At 42.9% G+C, this 16,021-nt stretch carries 16 protein-coding genes; 8 read left to right on the top strand and 8 right to left on the bottom strand.

The window, feature by feature from the left end; translation table 11 throughout:
- Nucleotides 1-38: 38 nt before the first annotated feature.
- From ytxJ to FGL37_RS05600, 5 genes are all read right to left on the bottom strand, one after another.
- Nucleotides 39-368: a bacillithiol system redox-active protein YtxJ gene (gene ytxJ / locus FGL37_RS05620; RefSeq protein ID WP_051607058.1), complete on the bottom strand. Its 330-nt coding sequence runs from the start codon at nt 366-368 to the stop codon at nt 39-41.
- Between the two features lies 1 nt (nt 369).
- Nucleotides 370-1,110 carry a hypothetical protein gene (locus FGL37_RS05615; protein WP_138096684.1) on the bottom strand — a complete coding sequence of 247 codons (741 nt, stop codon included), beginning with the start codon at nt 1,108-1,110 and terminating at the stop codon, nt 370-372.
- A 145-nt stretch (nt 1,111-1,255) separates the two neighbouring features.
- Nucleotides 1,256-1,744, bottom strand: coding sequence for a 6,7-dimethyl-8-ribityllumazine synthase (gene ribH, locus FGL37_RS05610; RefSeq protein WP_028070761.1), 489 nt, complete (start codon nt 1,742-1,744; stop codon nt 1,256-1,258).
- 80 nt (nt 1,745-1,824) lie between these two features.
- Nucleotides 1,825-2,496, bottom strand: coding sequence for a tetratricopeptide repeat protein (locus FGL37_RS05605; protein ID WP_028070760.1), 672 nt, complete (start codon nt 2,494-2,496; stop codon nt 1,825-1,827).
- Nucleotides 2,497-2,573: 77 nt separating this feature from the next.
- A complete protein-coding gene (locus FGL37_RS05600) occupies nt 2,574-4,499 on the bottom strand; it encodes a nucleoside-diphosphate sugar epimerase/dehydratase (protein ID WP_028070759.1) in 1,926 nt (641 codons plus the stop codon).
- A 155-nt stretch (nt 4,500-4,654) separates the two neighbouring features.
- Between FGL37_RS05600 and FGL37_RS05595 the strand changes: the two genes are divergently transcribed.
- Both FGL37_RS05595 and FGL37_RS05590 read left to right on the top strand, forming a co-directional pair.
- On the top strand, nt 4,655-5,866 hold the full coding sequence (locus FGL37_RS05595; RefSeq protein WP_028070758.1) for an alanine dehydrogenase: 1,212 nt from the start codon (nt 4,655-4,657) through the stop codon (nt 5,864-5,866).
- A gap of 25 nt (nt 5,867-5,891) precedes the next feature.
- Nucleotides 5,892-6,740, top strand: coding sequence for an alpha/beta hydrolase (locus FGL37_RS05590; protein ID WP_028070757.1), 849 nt, complete (start codon nt 5,892-5,894; stop codon nt 6,738-6,740).
- Between the two features lie 31 nt (nt 6,741-6,771).
- Here FGL37_RS05590 and FGL37_RS05585 read toward each other — a convergent pair whose 3' ends face one another.
- From FGL37_RS05585 to porX, 3 genes are read right to left on the bottom strand one after another with little or no spacing between them, the layout of a single operon-like run.
- On the bottom strand, nt 6,772-7,812 hold the full coding sequence (locus FGL37_RS05585) for an ABC transporter ATP-binding protein (protein ID WP_028070756.1): 1,041 nt from the start codon (nt 7,810-7,812) through the stop codon (nt 6,772-6,774).
- Between the two features lie 16 nt (nt 7,813-7,828).
- The gene (tsaE, locus tag FGL37_RS05580) at nt 7,829-8,239 is read right to left on the bottom strand and encodes a tRNA (adenosine(37)-N6)-threonylcarbamoyltransferase complex ATPase subunit type 1 TsaE (protein WP_028070755.1); all 411 of its coding nucleotides are present in this window, start codon (nt 8,237-8,239) and stop codon (nt 7,829-7,831) included.
- Nucleotides 8,240-8,251: 12 nt separating this feature from the next.
- Nucleotides 8,252-9,805 (bottom strand): T9SS response regulator signal transducer PorX, encoded by a 1,554-nt coding sequence (gene porX, locus FGL37_RS05575; protein WP_028070754.1) that lies wholly within the window; start codon nt 9,803-9,805, stop codon nt 8,252-8,254.
- Nucleotides 9,806-10,065: 260 nt separating this feature from the next.
- Between porX and FGL37_RS05570 the strand changes: the two genes are divergently transcribed.
- The 6 genes from FGL37_RS05570 to efp all read left to right on the top strand — a co-directional run bounded on the left by FGL37_RS05570 (nt 10,066) and on the right by efp (nt 16,017).
- Complete coding sequence (locus FGL37_RS05570) at nt 10,066-11,316, top strand: HD domain-containing protein (RefSeq protein WP_028070753.1); 1,251 nt, start codon at nt 10,066-10,068, stop codon at nt 11,314-11,316.
- A 33-nt stretch (nt 11,317-11,349) separates the two neighbouring features.
- Nucleotides 11,350-12,390, top strand: coding sequence for a UDP-3-O-(3-hydroxymyristoyl)glucosamine N-acyltransferase (lpxD, locus tag FGL37_RS05565; RefSeq protein WP_028070752.1), 1,041 nt, complete (start codon nt 11,350-11,352; stop codon nt 12,388-12,390).
- A 135-nt stretch (nt 12,391-12,525) separates the two neighbouring features.
- A complete protein-coding gene (locus FGL37_RS05560) occupies nt 12,526-13,926 on the top strand; it encodes a bifunctional UDP-3-O-[3-hydroxymyristoyl] N-acetylglucosamine deacetylase/3-hydroxyacyl-ACP dehydratase (protein WP_028070751.1) in 1,401 nt (466 codons plus the stop codon).
- A gap of 10 nt (nt 13,927-13,936) precedes the next feature.
- Nucleotides 13,937-14,725: an acyl-ACP--UDP-N-acetylglucosamine O-acyltransferase gene (lpxA, locus tag FGL37_RS05555; RefSeq protein ID WP_028070750.1), complete on the top strand. Its 789-nt coding sequence runs from the start codon at nt 13,937-13,939 to the stop codon at nt 14,723-14,725.
- 22 nt (nt 14,726-14,747) lie between these two features.
- Nucleotides 14,748-15,371 (top strand): ABC transporter ATP-binding protein, encoded by a 624-nt coding sequence (locus FGL37_RS05550; RefSeq protein WP_028070749.1) that lies wholly within the window; start codon nt 14,748-14,750, stop codon nt 15,369-15,371.
- Nucleotides 15,372-15,456: 85 nt separating this feature from the next.
- A complete protein-coding gene (gene efp / locus FGL37_RS05545; protein ID WP_028070748.1) occupies nt 15,457-16,017 on the top strand; it encodes an elongation factor P in 561 nt (186 codons plus the stop codon).
- Nucleotides 16,018-16,021 lie beyond the last annotated feature (4 nt).

Raw genomic sequence — 16,021 nt, 5'->3', positions numbered from 1 at the left:
GGTCTTAAAGCAAGCCAAAGGGTCATCGACCAGATAGGTTAGAGATATTTTTCGAGCTCATCAAACTGTATATCGCCATGGGAGGCATCATACAGGCTCTTTTTGCCTTCAATAATAATAATCTGGGGGGACTGGTGTTCAACCTGCCAGCGTTGCGCGATTTCGTTGGATAGTGCTCTATAACGCAACAGGTCCAAGAGATAGATTGTATAATCACGGTCGGCCGTATTGGCCATGCGCTCAAGACTTCGCTTGGCCATATTGCTAATCCCGCAGGTGGTGCTGTGCTTGAAAATAGCTGATCTCGTATCCGATTGATAAAGGTCTTCCAGCTGTTCTTCAGTATTCAGTTCTATCCAATTGATCATATTACAATTCTTTAAATTTTTTTTGTTCTACTTGCACGAATGAAGAAATAGCGGGAAATATACAGGTTTTTTTGTCGTTGCCAGCTGCATTAAAGACACTGGGCAACCGGATGCCGTCCCCGATCTCTTTATACTTGCTCACTTCATACGTGACTTTCCCGTTGCTATCTGTGTATTCGTAGCGGGTGATTTCGCCAGTGTTTTGGTCGATATAAAGGAGTCCATCCAGTTTTTCGCCAAAGACCGGACCTGATGAGCTGATGTTAACGACGGCTAGTTTCTGCCCGCCAATAAACCGTTCATCCTGATTTTTAAGCTGTACATTCTTTTGTTCGATCAGGGTTGGTAGCAATAAAAGGCTTAAGTCGGCAAATAACTGACTTTTGATAGACCGTTTTATTTCCTGACCATCGCTGACGCTATTTCCAGCAACAAATAGTTTCTCGCCGCCAGCACCCTTATAATTAAATAGGTACGTGACCTGATCTGCTCCGCTATAGCCATCAAAGCGGCATTCGCCGGTGGAGCGGTTGAAGAGAAACTTACGTTCCTCGTTGGAAAGTTGTTCTGATACCACATTGCCTTTGGCTGAAAAAGCCAGATATTGCAGAGAGTCCCATTTCTGTTTTCCTCCTATACTGCTCCAGACCTGCTTGCTGAGGCTGTCATTTTGCGCAAAGATGAGTTTTGGGCAGAATATCGTCAACAGGAATACTAAAAGTATATTCGATAATGTTCTCATAATCATATAAAAAAATAAAAATCGATTAATAAGATATTCTATATTTTATTAACCGATCTATTTAAACTAAAAGTATTTGTGCGTGTAATAAGTTGGCCCAAAATACTTTTTCATGATTAAAATACTAGACAAAATTGATACCAAACTAGAATTTCTGCGCTATGGTAGCCATCTGAATTGCGGTGATCGCAGCCTCTTCGCCTTTATTGCCGTGTTTGCCACCTGCGCGGTCCAAGGCCTGCTGAAGATTGTCCGTTGTCAGCACGCCGAAGATAACAGGTTTGTTATATTTCAGTCCAACATTAGAAATCCCGTTAGCCACGGCATTGCAGATAAAGTCGAAATGTCTGGTTTCGCCCTGGATCACACAGCCTAAACAAATGACTGCATCAAAACTTTGGTTTCTCAATGCGATATCTGCTCCGGAGGTTAGTTCGAAGCTTCCGGGGACCTCAATGATTTCGATATTGCTTTCTTTTGCACCGTGCTTCTCTAAGCCGGAGATTGCACCATTCAATAACGCGCCGGTAATCTCTGCGTTCCATTGTGCCACTACTATTGCAAATCTGAACGGGCTTGCATCCGCAACTTGAATATGCGAAAAGTCGGATAAATTTTTAATGCTACTTGCCATAATAGGAGCAAAGATAATGAATTAGACGGTCACAAAAAAAGGGGCTATCAAATAGTCCCTTTTCTCGTGATTTAAGATCTTTATAGATGCGCTTGTACTCTGCCTAACAGACCGTCGATTGTCGAGGCCTCCTGACTTTCGGGGAAGTCTGTTTTGATTTTTTTATACGCAGTTTCTGCACTTTTATAATCGTTTTGCGCTTCATATACAAGACCCAATTTTTTCAAAAATAACGGGGTGGTGTACGAATTGCTCGATTTCTCCGAAGCTTGTTTGTAGTAGTCTGCTGCTTTTTTGTAATCCTTTAGTTCAGAATAAGCATCACCGGTAAGACCGATGACCAGTGGGTCTAAAATCTGACTGCCGGTTGGCGAATATTTTTCGAGTGCCTTTACTGCTTCATCAAATTTTCCCTGACGTAAGTAAAGGCCACCTAAATAAGCGTTAGCAATATTAGCCGATTTTGTATTTGAATATTCTTCAGCAATTTGTTTAAATCCAAGGAAGGATCCGTCACCAGAGATAGCTTTGTTTTGTAATGAATCGATGGGGGCAAGCTGCTCTGCTTTATACATCCGGTTGGAAGCCTCTTCGGCTCTAGGCTGTAAATAAAGCTTCTGATACCCGAAATAAAGAAGAATCAAAACAACGACACCGCCTAAGATAAAGACTACGCTCTTCTGATTATCTTGAAAAAAAGATCCTTTTGAAGGTTTGAAACCTTGATTTGTATTATTTGTATTTTTAGACATTACTAATCAGTAAAATATGGATTGCAAAAATACACTTTTCGGGCAAATTTGCAAGCGTTTTACAATTTTAAAATGAATTAACTTTTGCGTTCTGACTCATTTGACAGCTCAATTTCCTTGTCCAGCTGTTCATAGATGGAATTTTTACTTTTAAACTCCGGTACAATGATTTTCATTTGATAGACAACCTCGTTTTTGTTTTGTGTCGCTAAACGGCGGTTTAGTTCATCGAGTTTGAGGCTCACGATGCTGTAATCATTTTCCCGTACTTTGGCAATCATAATTTTCTCGTGATGTGTGGGGAGGGTGTTTTCCAAGTCGTTTAATAGCTCTTCGTACAGTTTTTCCCCGGGTCTTAATCCTGTGAATTTTATTTCGATATCTTCGTTAGGTTTGAAACCCGAAAGCCGGATCATTTTCTTCGCAAGTTCAACAATCTTGACCGATTTGCCCATGTCAAAGACGAATATCTCTCCTCCCTGTCCCATAGCCCCAGCTTCCAGTACTAAGCGGCAGGCCTCAGGAATCGTCATAAAATAGCGCGTGATTTCGGGGTGGGTTACCGTAACAGGCCCTCCTTTTTGAATTTGGTCTCTGAACCTGGGTATTACCGATCCGTTTGAGCCGAGTACATTGCCAAAGCGGGTGGTAATGAATTTCGTATTCGCGGTGCCGTGAGTCTGGCTCTCCAGATGGTTGTTTAGGGACTGCACATATATTTCGGCTATGCGTTTTGTTGCACCCATAATATTGGTGGGGTTGACTGCTTTATCTGTGGACACAAACACAAATTTTTCGACCTGAAATTCCACGGCCAGATCAGCAAGGTTTTTTGTCCCCATGACATTGGTCTGCACAGCTTCCAGAGGGTGGTTTTCCATCATAGGCACATGCTTATAGGCCGCTGCGTGATACACATAATGGGGCTTGAAGGTTTCAAAGAGCAGGCGCATTCTTTTCGTGCTCCGGATATCTGCAATATATGTGTGGTACACCTGATTGGGAAATTCATCCTGCAGGTCCAATTGCAAATTGTGTAACGGTGATTCAGCCTGGTCGCAAAGAATAATCATCTGCGGTTCATATTTTCCCAACTGGGAGGCAATTTCGCTTCCAATGGAACCTGCCGCACCGGTGACCAATATCCTTTTGCCCTTTGTCTGGTTCAGGATATGGTCGTCATTGATTTTAATCGGATCGCGTTCGAGCAGATCCTCGATTTTTATTTTCTGTATCTGATTGGGATTGAGGTCCCCATTCATTATCTTTTTCACTGGTGGAAGCGTCAGGATACTGACATTGCGTTCTAATGCTATGTCTGTAATTTCGTTTTTGCGTTCCGACGGAATGTTGTGCGAGGCAATGATGACTTCCTCAACGTTGAGGGTGCCGATCAGATGGCTGAACTTTTTCGAGGAATAGATTTTGGTTCCGTCGATGACTTTGTTGATTTTCTGGTCGTTGTCATCCAAAAATCCGATGATGGCATTTTTGGAGCGAATATCGTGATCTAAGGTTCTTTTGACTGCAATGCCCAAATCTCCTGCACCATAGATCAGCGTTTTCTTTCTGGTGCCATTCACTTTCTTGGTATAGAGAAAGAAAATCTTTATGATAGTCCGGTAAACGGTCAGAATTAGAAAGGAAAACAGGGCAAAGAATATAATCAATGCGGTAGGAATGTTGCGTTCAATTTCGTTGGCCTGAATGATTAATTTGATCACCAAAAGAACGAAGACACTGAATATGATCGTCGATAATATGCGTATGGAATCTATCGCGCTTGTGTAACGAATTATCCCTGTATACATCTTGAACAGGTAAAAAGACAAAGAGCAGACGCTGATAAAAAGGATGAATCGGATACTGAAGTCTATGTCAGTTAGAAAGTCAAAGTTAAAGTCGTAATAAATGACGTTTGCGAGGAGATAAGCCATGGAGACGCTGAAAATATCCAACAAAAAGATGATCCATCTGGGTACGATACTGACTTTACTAAGCATGTTATTATATCTGTTTTACTAAGACAAATGTAGAGAATTTTGCGTCATTCCAATGGGCTTTGTGGTATAATATTCCTGTAGAAGCAAGCATATTCATCTTCGTTTTGATTAGATTGATTATTTATCGTAATTTTAGCTAAAGTCAATTTAATAAGATGAATGAGTTAGGGAAGCTTGCGAATCAGGCCATGATTTCTCCAAAAGAGATGTTGTTTGAGAAGAAAAAGAATGCAAAAAGTCTTTTTATCGGTATTCCAAAAGAAATCTCCTTCCAGGAAAAGCGTATATGCTTGACTCCATTGGCGGTTGCCTTGTTGGTCGAGAATGGGCATGAGGTCGTGATTGAAACTGGTGCGGGTGCCGGGGCGAACTTTTTGGACCATCACTACAGCGAGCAGGGCGCGCGGATTGTTTCTTCCAGGGAGGAGGTGTATCAGGCCGATCTGATCATTAAAGTAGGCAGCCCGACTGTGGCAGAAGTTAAGTTGATGAAGGAGAGACAACTGCTATTGTCGTCGCAGCAGCCCTCGCTGATGAATGTGGAGGTACTGAAAGCATTGATGCATAAAAAGATTACTGCGATTTCCTATGAGTATTTAAGAGATGAGGGCGGTTGTTTGGCGGTGGTTCGCGCTATGAGCGAAATTGTGGGGGCGACAGCGACTTTGATTGCCGGTGAATATTTGAGCAATGCATTTGGGGGGAAGGGCCTGATGCTCGGAGGAGTTACAGGAGTAGCTTCGACGGAGGTCGTGATTATAGGTGCTGGGACCGTAGGCGAGCAGGCTGCACGAACGGCGCTGGCGCTCGGAGCGGAGGTGAAGGTATTTGACAATTCCATCTATAAACTGAGACGGCTGCAAAATAATCTGGGCAGCAGGGTTTTTACATCTGTGATACAACCGATTATTTTAAATAAAGCTGTTATTAGTTCAGACGTCGTCATTGGTGCATTGCGTGCCCGCAATGGGCGTTCGGCCTGCGTAATTTCCGAAGAAACGGTGTCCAAAATGAAGCCTAATTCGGTGATTATCGATGTGAGTATTGATCAAGGCGGAAATTTTGAGACCTCAGAGGTAACTTCACACGATAAGCCTGTCTTTCGCAAATTTGATGTGATTCATTATTGTGTCCCCAATATTGCTTCGCGTGTGGCGCGGACAGCCACCTATGCCATGAGCAATATTTTCACCTCTATATTGTTGGATTTTGCGGAGCTCGGAGGCCTGAGAAATGCCATCTGGAAGAATCCGGGGATCAGGAGTTCCATTTACCTTTATCAGGGCAACCTGACGAATGCTGATATGGCCGACCGCTTTAATATGACTGCCAAAGATCTGGATCTATTGGTCGTGTCTTCACTATAAAATATACATGAACAAACTTAAACCGATGAAAAGAATTATTATGATCTTATTTTCTTTGATCTCATTGACAAAGGCTCAGGATGCAACAAACCTATATGCAGATAGTATTCCTAACACAACGGATAATCCGCAGGCTCTTACCGAAAAAAATGTTCCCAAAATATTTGCCTATATACCGGAGGGCCCTGCAATAAAGAATATTGCTGTTCTCGTTATCCCTGGAGGTGGCTATTCGCATATCGCCATGGATCATGAAGGACATGCTGTGGCCAAAGAACTCGTGAAAAATGGGTATGCTGCATATGTGTTACAGTATAGACTGCCATCGCCGAATATTATGCGGGATAAGAGTATAGGGCCACTTCAGGACGCACAGCGTGCGATGCAGTTGATCAGAACCACGCATCCCGAGTTCAAAAAAGTGGGTGTGATCGGATTTTCTGCAGGTGGGCATCTGGCTTCTACTTTGATTACCAAGTTTAAAAAAGATTATATTTCTAACCCTGGTCACATTTCCCTCAGACCCGATTTCGCGGGACTGATTTATCCTGTGATCTCCATGGAGAATGATGTTACGCACAAGGGATCACGCATCAATCTGATTGGCGAAAATCCGTCGGAGGATATGATCAAGCTTTTTTCCTCCGACCTGCAGGTATCCTCCGATGTATGCCCGGTCTTCTTTGTGCACGCTAAAGATGATACTGCCGTTCCGATTGAGAATAGTTACCGGATGATGGCGGCACTTGACAAGGCGCATGTGGCCAACAAACTCTATACGTTTAAACAGGGCGGGCATGGATTCGGCCTGATCAACAAGACTTCGGATAAAATGTGGTTTGATGCCTTTTTATCCTGGCTTTCCCAATTGTAAATAAAACGGTTGGGTAATGGCTCTGTAGAGGTTAGAAAGCAATCCAGTCTGAAATTGTCAGATCTACAGCTTGTTTTTTCTCAGGAACAAGCTGTGAGGTGCTGATGCAATGCAGGTCAAGCAGGTTGTTAGTGACAACGATCTCGTAATAGAAGCCCCGGAATTTAACCTCTTTGACAAAGAAGGGTGAGTGTTCTGCAGGGCTGATGGAGATCCATTCCTGATGTATAGCGATGGTTTTATCTCCTGCTATGCCCAAATGTACAGCTTTTTCGGCGGATAAGATGTTGCTTTTTGCTAATAGCTGAGCCGTGTAAGGGTGGGAGGGTCTGGTATACAGGCGGTGGGGGTCATTCTGATCCAGGATCTTTCCCGACTTCATGACAATAAGATCGTCTGCCAATGCAAGTACTTCGGTAGGGTCATGTGATACTAAGATGATGGTAAGGCCTGTCTCTCTGACAATAGATTTGATGTCCTGCTGCAGGGTGTCGCGGAATGAGGCGTCGACCTGATTGAAAGGCTCGTCCATTAGCAGCACCTCCGGTTCATTGATGAGAGCTCGGCAGATGGCGACGCGCTGTTTTTCACCACCGCTGATATCAGCTACCCTTTTTTTCGCCAAGTGGGCTATCCGCAGCCTGCTCAATATTTCGGCGGTCTTATCCTCTTTACGCTTAATGTCGGTGTTTGGTAACTGTGAAGCCACATTGTCCCATACGTTCGCATAGGTATTAAGGTCGTCAAAGCCCTGTGAGACGAGCTTCATGGCATCGTGTCCAGGGATTAATTTGTCTTTGCGGGTCGGGACCTGCCAGCCTTTATAGCGGACAGTTCCGTTTGAGGGCTCCAATAGGCCATATATCAATCGGAGCAATGTGCTTTTTCCACTGCCCGATTCCCCAATTATAGCTGTTATCTTTCCTTCTTCAATCGCAAAGGAAGCGTCTTCCACGGCCAGCTGTTCGTTATTTTCGTGGAACGAAAAGCTTAACTGCTGCGCGTGGATTGCAGCCAGTCCCGGTACATGGGTGTCTGAAGGAATATACTGACAGGAGGATGAATGAGCCATAATGGGGGAGATGGGATTAAGAAATGGATATGTTACGTGTGTTGGTGTCGAGAATGCTGATATGTATTTCTTTCGCTTCTTCCGGAAGGAGATTCGGAATTTTCTCAGGCCATTCGACAAAACAATAAGCACCTGAATAAAAATATTCCTCGTAGCCGAAATCAAACGCTTCCTGCTCGTCCTTGATTCTGTAAAAATCAAAATGATAGATCGGCCCAGCGTCGGACGCATACTCATTCACGATGGAAAATGTCGGACTTGAGGTGCTATCTTTTACACCAAGCTGTTCGCACAAGGACTTAACAAAGGTTGTTTTCCCTGCTCCCATTGGCCCATATAATAGAAATATACGAGTCGTAGGGAAACTATTTAAAAGCGATTGTGCTGCAACAGCAAGATCTGCTGTCGAGTTTACGATAATTTCCATACTGCAAAATTACTATTTCGGTAAGTATGTCGCAAAGGGGATGATCATTTCTTCCAAAGATATGCCACCGTGCTGAAATGTTCCATTGAAATAATTGACAAATTGATTGTAATTATTCGGATAGACGAAATAGAAATCCTCTTTAGCGAAGGCATACGTAGAACTGACATGCAGCTTGGGCAGCTGTGCCTCATGTGGGTTCTTGATGGCAAAGACATCCTTTTCGATATAATTCAGGTTTTTTCCTTGCTTATACCTCAGATTTGTATTGGTATTTCGGTCACCAACTATTTTACTCGGTTTTTTTACTCGTATTGTACCGTGGTCGGTAGTCACAATAACACGAACTTTTTTTTGTGACAACCATTTTAGGACTTCGAGCAACGGGGAATGTTCAAACCAGGATAGGGTAAGAGATCGGTAAGCGCCTTCGTCATTTGCCAGCTCGCGGATCATTGAACTATCCGTCCGCGCATGGGACAGCATGTCGACAAAGTTGTAAACCAGTACATTGAGCTGATTGTGCAGCAGGTTGCCTAAGTTGTCTAAGACGTCCTTGCCTTGTTCCAGCGTCAGGACTTTTGTATAAGAGTGTTTGATAGGCTTACGGTAAAGTCTTTTTATCTGATCCTCCAAAAATTTATCTTCGTATAGATTTTTGCCGCCTTCGTCTTCATCGTTCTGCCACATTTTTGGGAAGCGTTTTTCCATTTCGAGTGGTGTCAATCCGCTGAAAATAGCGTTTCTGGCGTACTGCGTCGCTGTGGGAAGGATACTGAAATAGTTGGTTTCTTCTTCCAGTCTAAAATAATCGGTGATGACTTCATTGATGATTTTCCATTGATCGTACCGTAAGTTGTCAATCAAGATGAAAAATGTGGACTTTTCCTCATCAAGTGCTGGAAATACCTTTTTTTTAAATAGCTGGTGGGATAATATCGGGGCAATTTCAGGACGGTTGATCCAATTGATATAATTGTTTTCGATAAATTTGGAAAACTGCATATTGGCTTCCGACTTTTGCATGGTCAATATTTCGTGCATATTGCTATCTTCGAGTTTCTCGAGCGATAGTTCCCAATATACTAACTTTTTATACACTTCTGACCACTGTTTAAAGTCCAGATTGTCATTTAGGATCATGCCGAGATTACGAAAATCCTGCTGATAGGCCATGGATGTCTTCTCGTTGACAATACGTTTGTTTTCAGTAAGTTTTTTTATCGTCATCAAAATCTGTTTGGGATTTACAGGTTTTATGAGATAATCGTCTATTTTGGAACCGATGGCGTCTTCCATGACGTGTTCTTCTTCATTCTTTGTCACGAGCACGATAGGAACAGTTGGATTGACGGATTTGAGAATTGCGAGCGTTTCGAGCCCTGTCAGCCCGGGCATGTTTTCGTCCAGAAATACTAAGTGAAAAAAACCATTTTTAAAGGCTTCAACAGCATCATTTCCATTGTTGACCGTGTCAACTTTATACCCCTTACTTTCTAAAAACAATATATGTGGTTTTAGAAAATCAATTTCATCATCGGCCCAGAGAATATGTGTTTTTTGCATCTTGTTATTATATGTCTATATATATCAGAGGCCGGTCGTGTGACCACATTCAGATGTAACAAATGTGTATGGCCTCTTTGATGAATGGATTTCAATATGATACTAACATAAGCAAATATCGTGCTTTAGATTTATTTTTAACATTTCTTAACGATGAACTAATTATCTTTGTTTTAAGTTTATAGTAGTGATAACCATGATTTTGTGCCAAAGTCTGGTTGTCTGCTGATATGTTAAGAATACCTTAATTTATTGCCACATTGAATAAGAACAAAATCATCAATGATCCTGTATATGGGTTTGTCTCAATCCCTGCGGGTCTGGTCTTTGATCTGATACAGCACCCCTATTTTCAGCGGTTGCGCTATATCAAACAGGTGAGCATGACCCATCTTGTCTACCCGGGTGCTTTGCATACGCGATTTCAGCATGCGATAGGGGCCATGCATCTGATGTCCATGGCCATAGAAACCTTACGGAGCAAGGGGATCATGATTTCGGAAGAGGAGGGCGAAGCGGTACTGGCTGCTATTTTGCTGCATGATATTGGCCATGGCCCTTTTTCGCATTCACTTGAGCATAGCTTGATTACAGGCGTTTCCCATGAATTGCTATCCTCCCTGCTGATGGATCGTATCAATCAGGATCTGGGCGGTAGATTGAGTTTAGCAATCAATATTTTTAATAATCACTACCCGAGAAAATTTCTGCATCAGCTGGTGTCCAGTCAGCTGGATGTCGACCGTATGGATTATTTAAACCGGGACAGCTTTTTTACCGGTGTTTCCGAAGGGGTCATTTCCTTTGACCGTATTATCAAGATGCTGCACGTGGTCAACGATGAAATCGTTGTTGAATATAAAGGTCTCTATTCCGTGGAGAAGTTTCTTATCGCGCGGCGGCTGATGTATTGGCAGGTCTATTTGCATAAGACCGTTATCGGTGCAGAGCAATTGCTGATAAAAATATTGCAGCGGGCGAAGGACCTGACCGCTGCGGGGGCGGCGCTATACTCGACGCCAGCATTTCACTGGTTTCTGAGCCAGCAGATTGACCGAACAAATTTTTTGGATGACCCGTTGCATTTGGACTGGTTTACTCGTTTGGATGATACAGACATTATGTCGGCGATAAAAACCTGGGAAAAACATGATGATAAAATTTTAAGTCGTATGTGCCAGCGGATTATGAAGCGGGATTTGTATCGGTCAATAATGAGCAATAAACCTTTTTCAGCAGCGGATATGGAGCTTGTGGAAAGGCGAGTTGGCCAGGCGCTGGATGTGAATGACGCGGATATTCATTATTATGTGTTCACACAGGAAATTCAGAATCGGGCGTATAATCCATCAAAGGATCCGATCAGGATCCTGTTGAAGTCGGGTGCACTTGTTGACATTACGGAGGCATCGGATCTCGGGAATTTAGAAGCATTGTCAAAAAACGTGTCTAAATACGCGTTATGTTATCCAAAAGAGGTAGGATATATAGCAATTCCTTCGGTTGGGTAGTTATTTTTTAATAAAAAAACATAGATTTGTACCATGCAATTTACTGCTCAACAAATAGGAACATTATTAGAAGGAAGGATTGAGGGGAATCCAGAAGTTACAGTGGGTAACCTTGCCAAAATTGAGGAAGGTAAAAAAGGTGATCTTTCCTTTTTGTCAAATCCGAAATATGAGCATTTTATATATACTACGGATGCTTCTATCGTCATTGTGAATGAAGATTTGCAATTGGCTCAGCAGACCAAACCTACATTGACGATCATTCGGGTGAAGAACGCCTACGCAGCCTTCTCCACGATATTGAATATGTATAACGAATTTCGTCTGGATAAGAGCGGGCGTGAGGAACCGTGTTACATTCATGCGGAAGCCAAGATTGGCAGCGGCGGCTATATCGGTGCATTTGCCTATATTGGAAAAGGTGCCCAAATCGGCGATAATGTCAAGATTTACCCTCAGGTTTTTATCGGGGATAAAGTCACGATTGGCGACAATACCACGCTTTATCCCGGAGTAAAGATCTATCACGATTGCAAGGTCGGTAAGAACGTCGTCATTCATTCCGGCGTTGTTATTGGGTCGGATGGTTTTGGATTTGCTCCCCAGGAAGATGGCACCTATAAAAAGGTACCACAGATCGGTTATGTTCAGGTGGAGGATAATGTGGAGATTGGAGCGAATACGGTCATTGACCGGGCAACCATGGGTGCGACGATTGTGCGCGAGGGCGTTAAATTGGATAATCTCATCCAGATAGCCCATAATGTGGATATTGGAAAAAACACGGTTATTGCTGCACAGACCGGGATTTCGGGCAGTTCGAAAATTGGAGAACATGTCGTCTTGGGTGGACAGGTGGGGGTTGTTGGGCATATTACCGTTGCTAAGGGTTCCCAAATACAGGCACAATCAGGTGTGAACAGGTCGATTAAAGAAGAGGGTAAAAAATGGGGCGGAACACCGGTCATGCCATATCAACCTCAATTGCGCTCAAACGTCATATTTGCACGCCTACCGGAGTTGGAAAAGCGGATCCAGGAGTTGGAGAAGCTGTTAGAAACAAAAGTAAAATAATCTTTTTTCATTGAAATAAACTGTTCTTTAATTGTTAAGCTATCATGGGCAGGCCTACTTGCTGCTATCGATATGTATTATTGTCTCATGATGGGTTGTCAAAAGAAGTTTTGATTTAAAAATATGTTAATAGAAATGAATGTAAAACAGAGAACCATCAAAAACGAGGTCGAAATTTCGGGGGTAGGTCTTCATACAGGGAAAATAGTATCGATGACCATCAAACCAGCTCCGGAAAATCACTGGTTTAAGTTCCGGCGTGTGGATTTAGAAGGACAGCCTGAAATATTGGTTGATGCGGATAATGTCACCGATACTTCCAGAGGAACCACTATTTCTCAAAACGGCGCGAGTGTCAGTACAATAGAGCATTTAATGGCTTCCTTGATCGGTCTGCAGATCGACAATGTACTGATCGATATTGATGGTCCTGAAATTCCTATATTAGATGGCAGTGCGGCAATTTTTGTTAAATTGCTGGAGGAGGCTGGATTTGAAGAACAGGAGGCCGATAGAGATTATTATGAAATTTCGAATAATATCCATTATGCCGAGCCAGATCGTAAAGTAGAGATTCTGGGTATGCCTATGGACGGTTACCGTCTGACCTGTATGATCGACTTTAATTCACCTGTGCTGGGCAGCCAGCATGCAGCCATTACTTCTATTGAAGATTTCAAGTCAGAGATTGCTTCTTCACGCACGTTCTGTTTTCTGCACGAGTTGGAAATGTTGGTCGACCACGGGCTGATTAAGGGTGGCGACCTAAGCAATGCCATTGTGATTGTCGATAAAGAAACCTCACCCGAAGAGCTTCAGAAACTTGCTCATCTTTTCCATAAAGAGACTGTTGCTGTCGCAAAAGAGGGAATATTAAACAATAATCAACTACGTCACCAGAATGAACCGGCCCGACACAAACTGTTGGATATGGTCGGGGACTTAGCATTGGTTGGAAGGCCGCTGAAAGGGCACATCATGGCTGCCCGCCCCGGGCATGCGGCGAATGTAGCTTTTGCCAAGAAAATCAAGGAGCAGATTAAGAAAGACAAAACGCGTAAAAGAGTCAAGGTTTATGACCCGAATATGCCGGCATTGTACGATACCGTGGAAATTATGAAAATCCTCCCGCATCGTCAACCGATGCTGATGGTCGATAAGATTTTGGAATTAACCGAGACCCATGTTGTCGGTTTAAAGAATGTCACGATGAACGAGGATCTGTTTATGGGACATTTTCCCGGCGCCCCGTTATTCCCCGGCGTATTGCAGGTGGAAGCCATGGCACAGACAGGCGGTATTCTGGTACTAAAGACTGTTCCGGATCCTGAGAACTGGCTGACGCTATTTCTTAAAATTGAGAATGCACGTTTTAAGGCGCAGGTGACTCCGGGAGATTCCGTGATCTTTAGGTGTGACCTGATGGAGCCTATTCGTCGAGGGATAGCGAAAATGAAGGGGGTTGCCATGGTGGGAGAGAAGATCGTCTGCGAGGCCGAACTTATGGCTCAAATCGTAAGAGTAAATAACAACTAAATAAGTATAGATGATACAGCCATTAGCTTATATTCATCCTGAAGCAAAAATTGCTAAAAATGTGGTCATAGAGCCCTTTGTTACCATATACAAGGACGTTGTCATTGGCGAAGGTACGTGGATCGGCTCCAACGTGACCATTATGGATGGAGCTCGAATTGGAAAAAACTGTAAAATATATCCAGGTGCTGTAATTTCGGGAGAACCTCAAGATTTAAAATTTGACGGGGAAGTCACGACAGCGGAAATTGGTGATAATACAACCATTCGTGAATGTGTAACCATTAATCGTGGTACAAAAGATAAATATAGGACGGTCATCGGCAAAAACTGTCTGATTCAGGCATATAGCCATGTTGCACACGATTGTGAAGTGGGCGATAACTGTGTTTTTTCCAACAATAGCACCCTAGCAGGACATATCACTGTCGGTGATTATGTAGTTTTGGCAGGGATGGTAGCGGTACACCAATTTGTGAAAATTGGTTCGCATGCTTTTGTCACTGGTGGATCATTGGTACGTAAAGATATCCCACCCTTTGTGAAGGCAGCCCGTGAACCTATTTCTTATGCGGGGATTAATTCTGTAGGACTTAGACGGAGAGGTTTTTCGGAGGAGCAGATTGCCGAAATCCAAAATATTTATCGTATCCTATTTGTTCAGAACCGCAACCTGGCAAAGGCCATGGAAATCATTGAAGCGGAGTATCAGGCTACAGAAATTCGTGACGAGATTCTGGATTTCATCCGGAATTCGGGACGCGGTATCATGAAAGGATTCAACAACCGGGCAATGTAATTGCACTACTGATTCATTCACTTTGGAAATAACACTGAAAGATATCGGCCGAAGGTATAATAATGAATGGATTTTCCGGCATATCAATTATCGTTTTGAGTCTGGTAAAAGTTATGCTATCCTTGGACACAACGGTTCGGGTAAATCAACGCTACTAAAAGTGCTATCGGGAAGTTTAACGCCGTCGGCGGGCGAACTGGTTTATACGCAGGGAGATCGAGTAGTTGGTGCTGATCAGGTGTATCAGTGGCTCGCTATCGCAGCACCTTACATGGATCTGATAGAGGAGTTTAGTTTGCATGAATTACTTGACTTTCATTTTAAATTTAAGGGCTATCTGACAGGCTTTGACAAGAACCGTGTGGTGGAGCTGCTGGGGCTGGAAAATGCTTTGGATAAAGAGATCAAATTTTTTTCATCGGGCATGCGTCAGCGGGTAAAGTTGGTTTTAGCCTGTTGTTCGGCTTCGGATCTGGTATTGCTGGATGAGCCAACGAGCAATTTGGACCGTGCAGGAGAAGAATGGTATCTCAGCCTAATTGATTTGACAAGGCGCCAATCCAGATTATTTATTATTTGTTCAAACCAAGAGAAAGAATACAGATTTTGTGACGAAACTATTTCAATTACGGAGTTCAAAAAGTAACGAATGAAATTTTAATAACACAATTAGTTTTTGTATTTTTGACGACTCAATAATGAGATAACCGTTTAAAGTTCAAATCAGAAAAATGGCCAAGGCATCAGAGGTAAAAGCAGGAAATATTTTAAGATTTAATGGGGAACTAGTCTCCGTAGAGGAATATATACATCGTACACCTGGAAATCTACGTGCATTTTATCAGGCGAGAATGCGTAATGTGAAGACTGGAAAATTAGTTGAATATCGTTTTCGTGTGGATGAGAGTGTAGAGATTGCACGGGTCGAAACCAATGATTATCAGTATTTGTACGAAGATGGAGAGTTTTTTGTTGTCATGGATAACGATAGCTATGAGCAATTTAACATTCCTAAATTTTTGTTCGGTGATTCAGCGCGCTTTTTAAAAGAAGGCATGAATGTGATCGTTGCCTTTGAAAGTGACGAGCCTATTATGGCAGAGGCTCCCAAAAGTGTTGAGCTGGAGATTACCTACACTGAACCAGCGGTCAAGGGCGATACCTCAACAAATGCGTTAAAAAAAGCTACAGTAGAAACTGGGGTAGAGATTATGGTGCCTTTATTTATCAATCAAGGAGAAAAAGTAAGAGTAGATACGCAAACCGGTAATTATATCGAGCGCGTAAAATAATATA

The sequence above is a fragment of the Sphingobacterium thalpophilum genome (genome assembly GCF_901482695.1).
In the GTDB taxonomy this organism is placed as follows: domain Bacteria; phylum Bacteroidota; class Bacteroidia; order Sphingobacteriales; family Sphingobacteriaceae; genus Sphingobacterium; species Sphingobacterium thalpophilum.
The sequence above is the reverse complement of the archived record's forward strand: the minus strand, read 5'-3'. Positions and strand labels throughout refer to the sequence as shown.

Coding starts and splice junctions, on each gene's coding strand:
- ytxJ (WP_051607058.1), bottom strand. CDS start 368: ATGATCAATTGGATAGAACTGAATACTGAAGAACAGCTGGAAGACCTT.
- FGL37_RS05615 (WP_138096684.1), bottom strand. CDS start 1,110: ATGAGAACATTATCGAATATACTTTTAGTATTCCTGTTGACGATATTC.
- ribH (WP_028070761.1), bottom strand. CDS start 1,744: ATGGCAAGTAGCATTAAAAATTTATCCGACTTTTCGCATATTCAAGTT.
- FGL37_RS05605 (WP_028070760.1), bottom strand. CDS start 2,496: ATGTCTAAAAATACAAATAATACAAATCAAGGTTTCAAACCTTCAAAA.
- FGL37_RS05600 (WP_028070759.1), bottom strand. CDS start 4,499: ATGCTTAGTAAAGTCAGTATCGTACCCAGATGGATCATCTTTTTGTTG.
- FGL37_RS05595 (WP_028070758.1), top strand. CDS start 4,655: ATGAATGAGTTAGGGAAGCTTGCGAATCAGGCCATGATTTCTCCAAAA.
- FGL37_RS05590 (WP_028070757.1), top strand. CDS start 5,892: ATGAAAAGAATTATTATGATCTTATTTTCTTTGATCTCATTGACAAAG.
- FGL37_RS05585 (WP_028070756.1), bottom strand. CDS start 7,812: ATGGCTCATTCATCCTCCTGTCAGTATATTCCTTCAGACACCCATGTA.
- tsaE (WP_028070755.1), bottom strand. CDS start 8,239: ATGGAAATTATCGTAAACTCGACAGCAGATCTTGCTGTTGCAGCACAA.
- porX (WP_028070754.1), bottom strand. CDS start 9,805: ATGCAAAAAACACATATTCTCTGGGCCGATGATGAAATTGATTTTCTA.
- lpxD (WP_028070752.1), top strand. CDS start 11,350: ATGCAATTTACTGCTCAACAAATAGGAACATTATTAGAAGGAAGGATT.
- FGL37_RS05560 (WP_028070751.1), top strand. CDS start 12,526: ATGAATGTAAAACAGAGAACCATCAAAAACGAGGTCGAAATTTCGGGG.
- lpxA (WP_028070750.1), top strand. CDS start 13,937: ATGATACAGCCATTAGCTTATATTCATCCTGAAGCAAAAATTGCTAAA.
- efp (WP_028070748.1), top strand. CDS start 15,457: ATGGCCAAGGCATCAGAGGTAAAAGCAGGAAATATTTTAAGATTTAAT.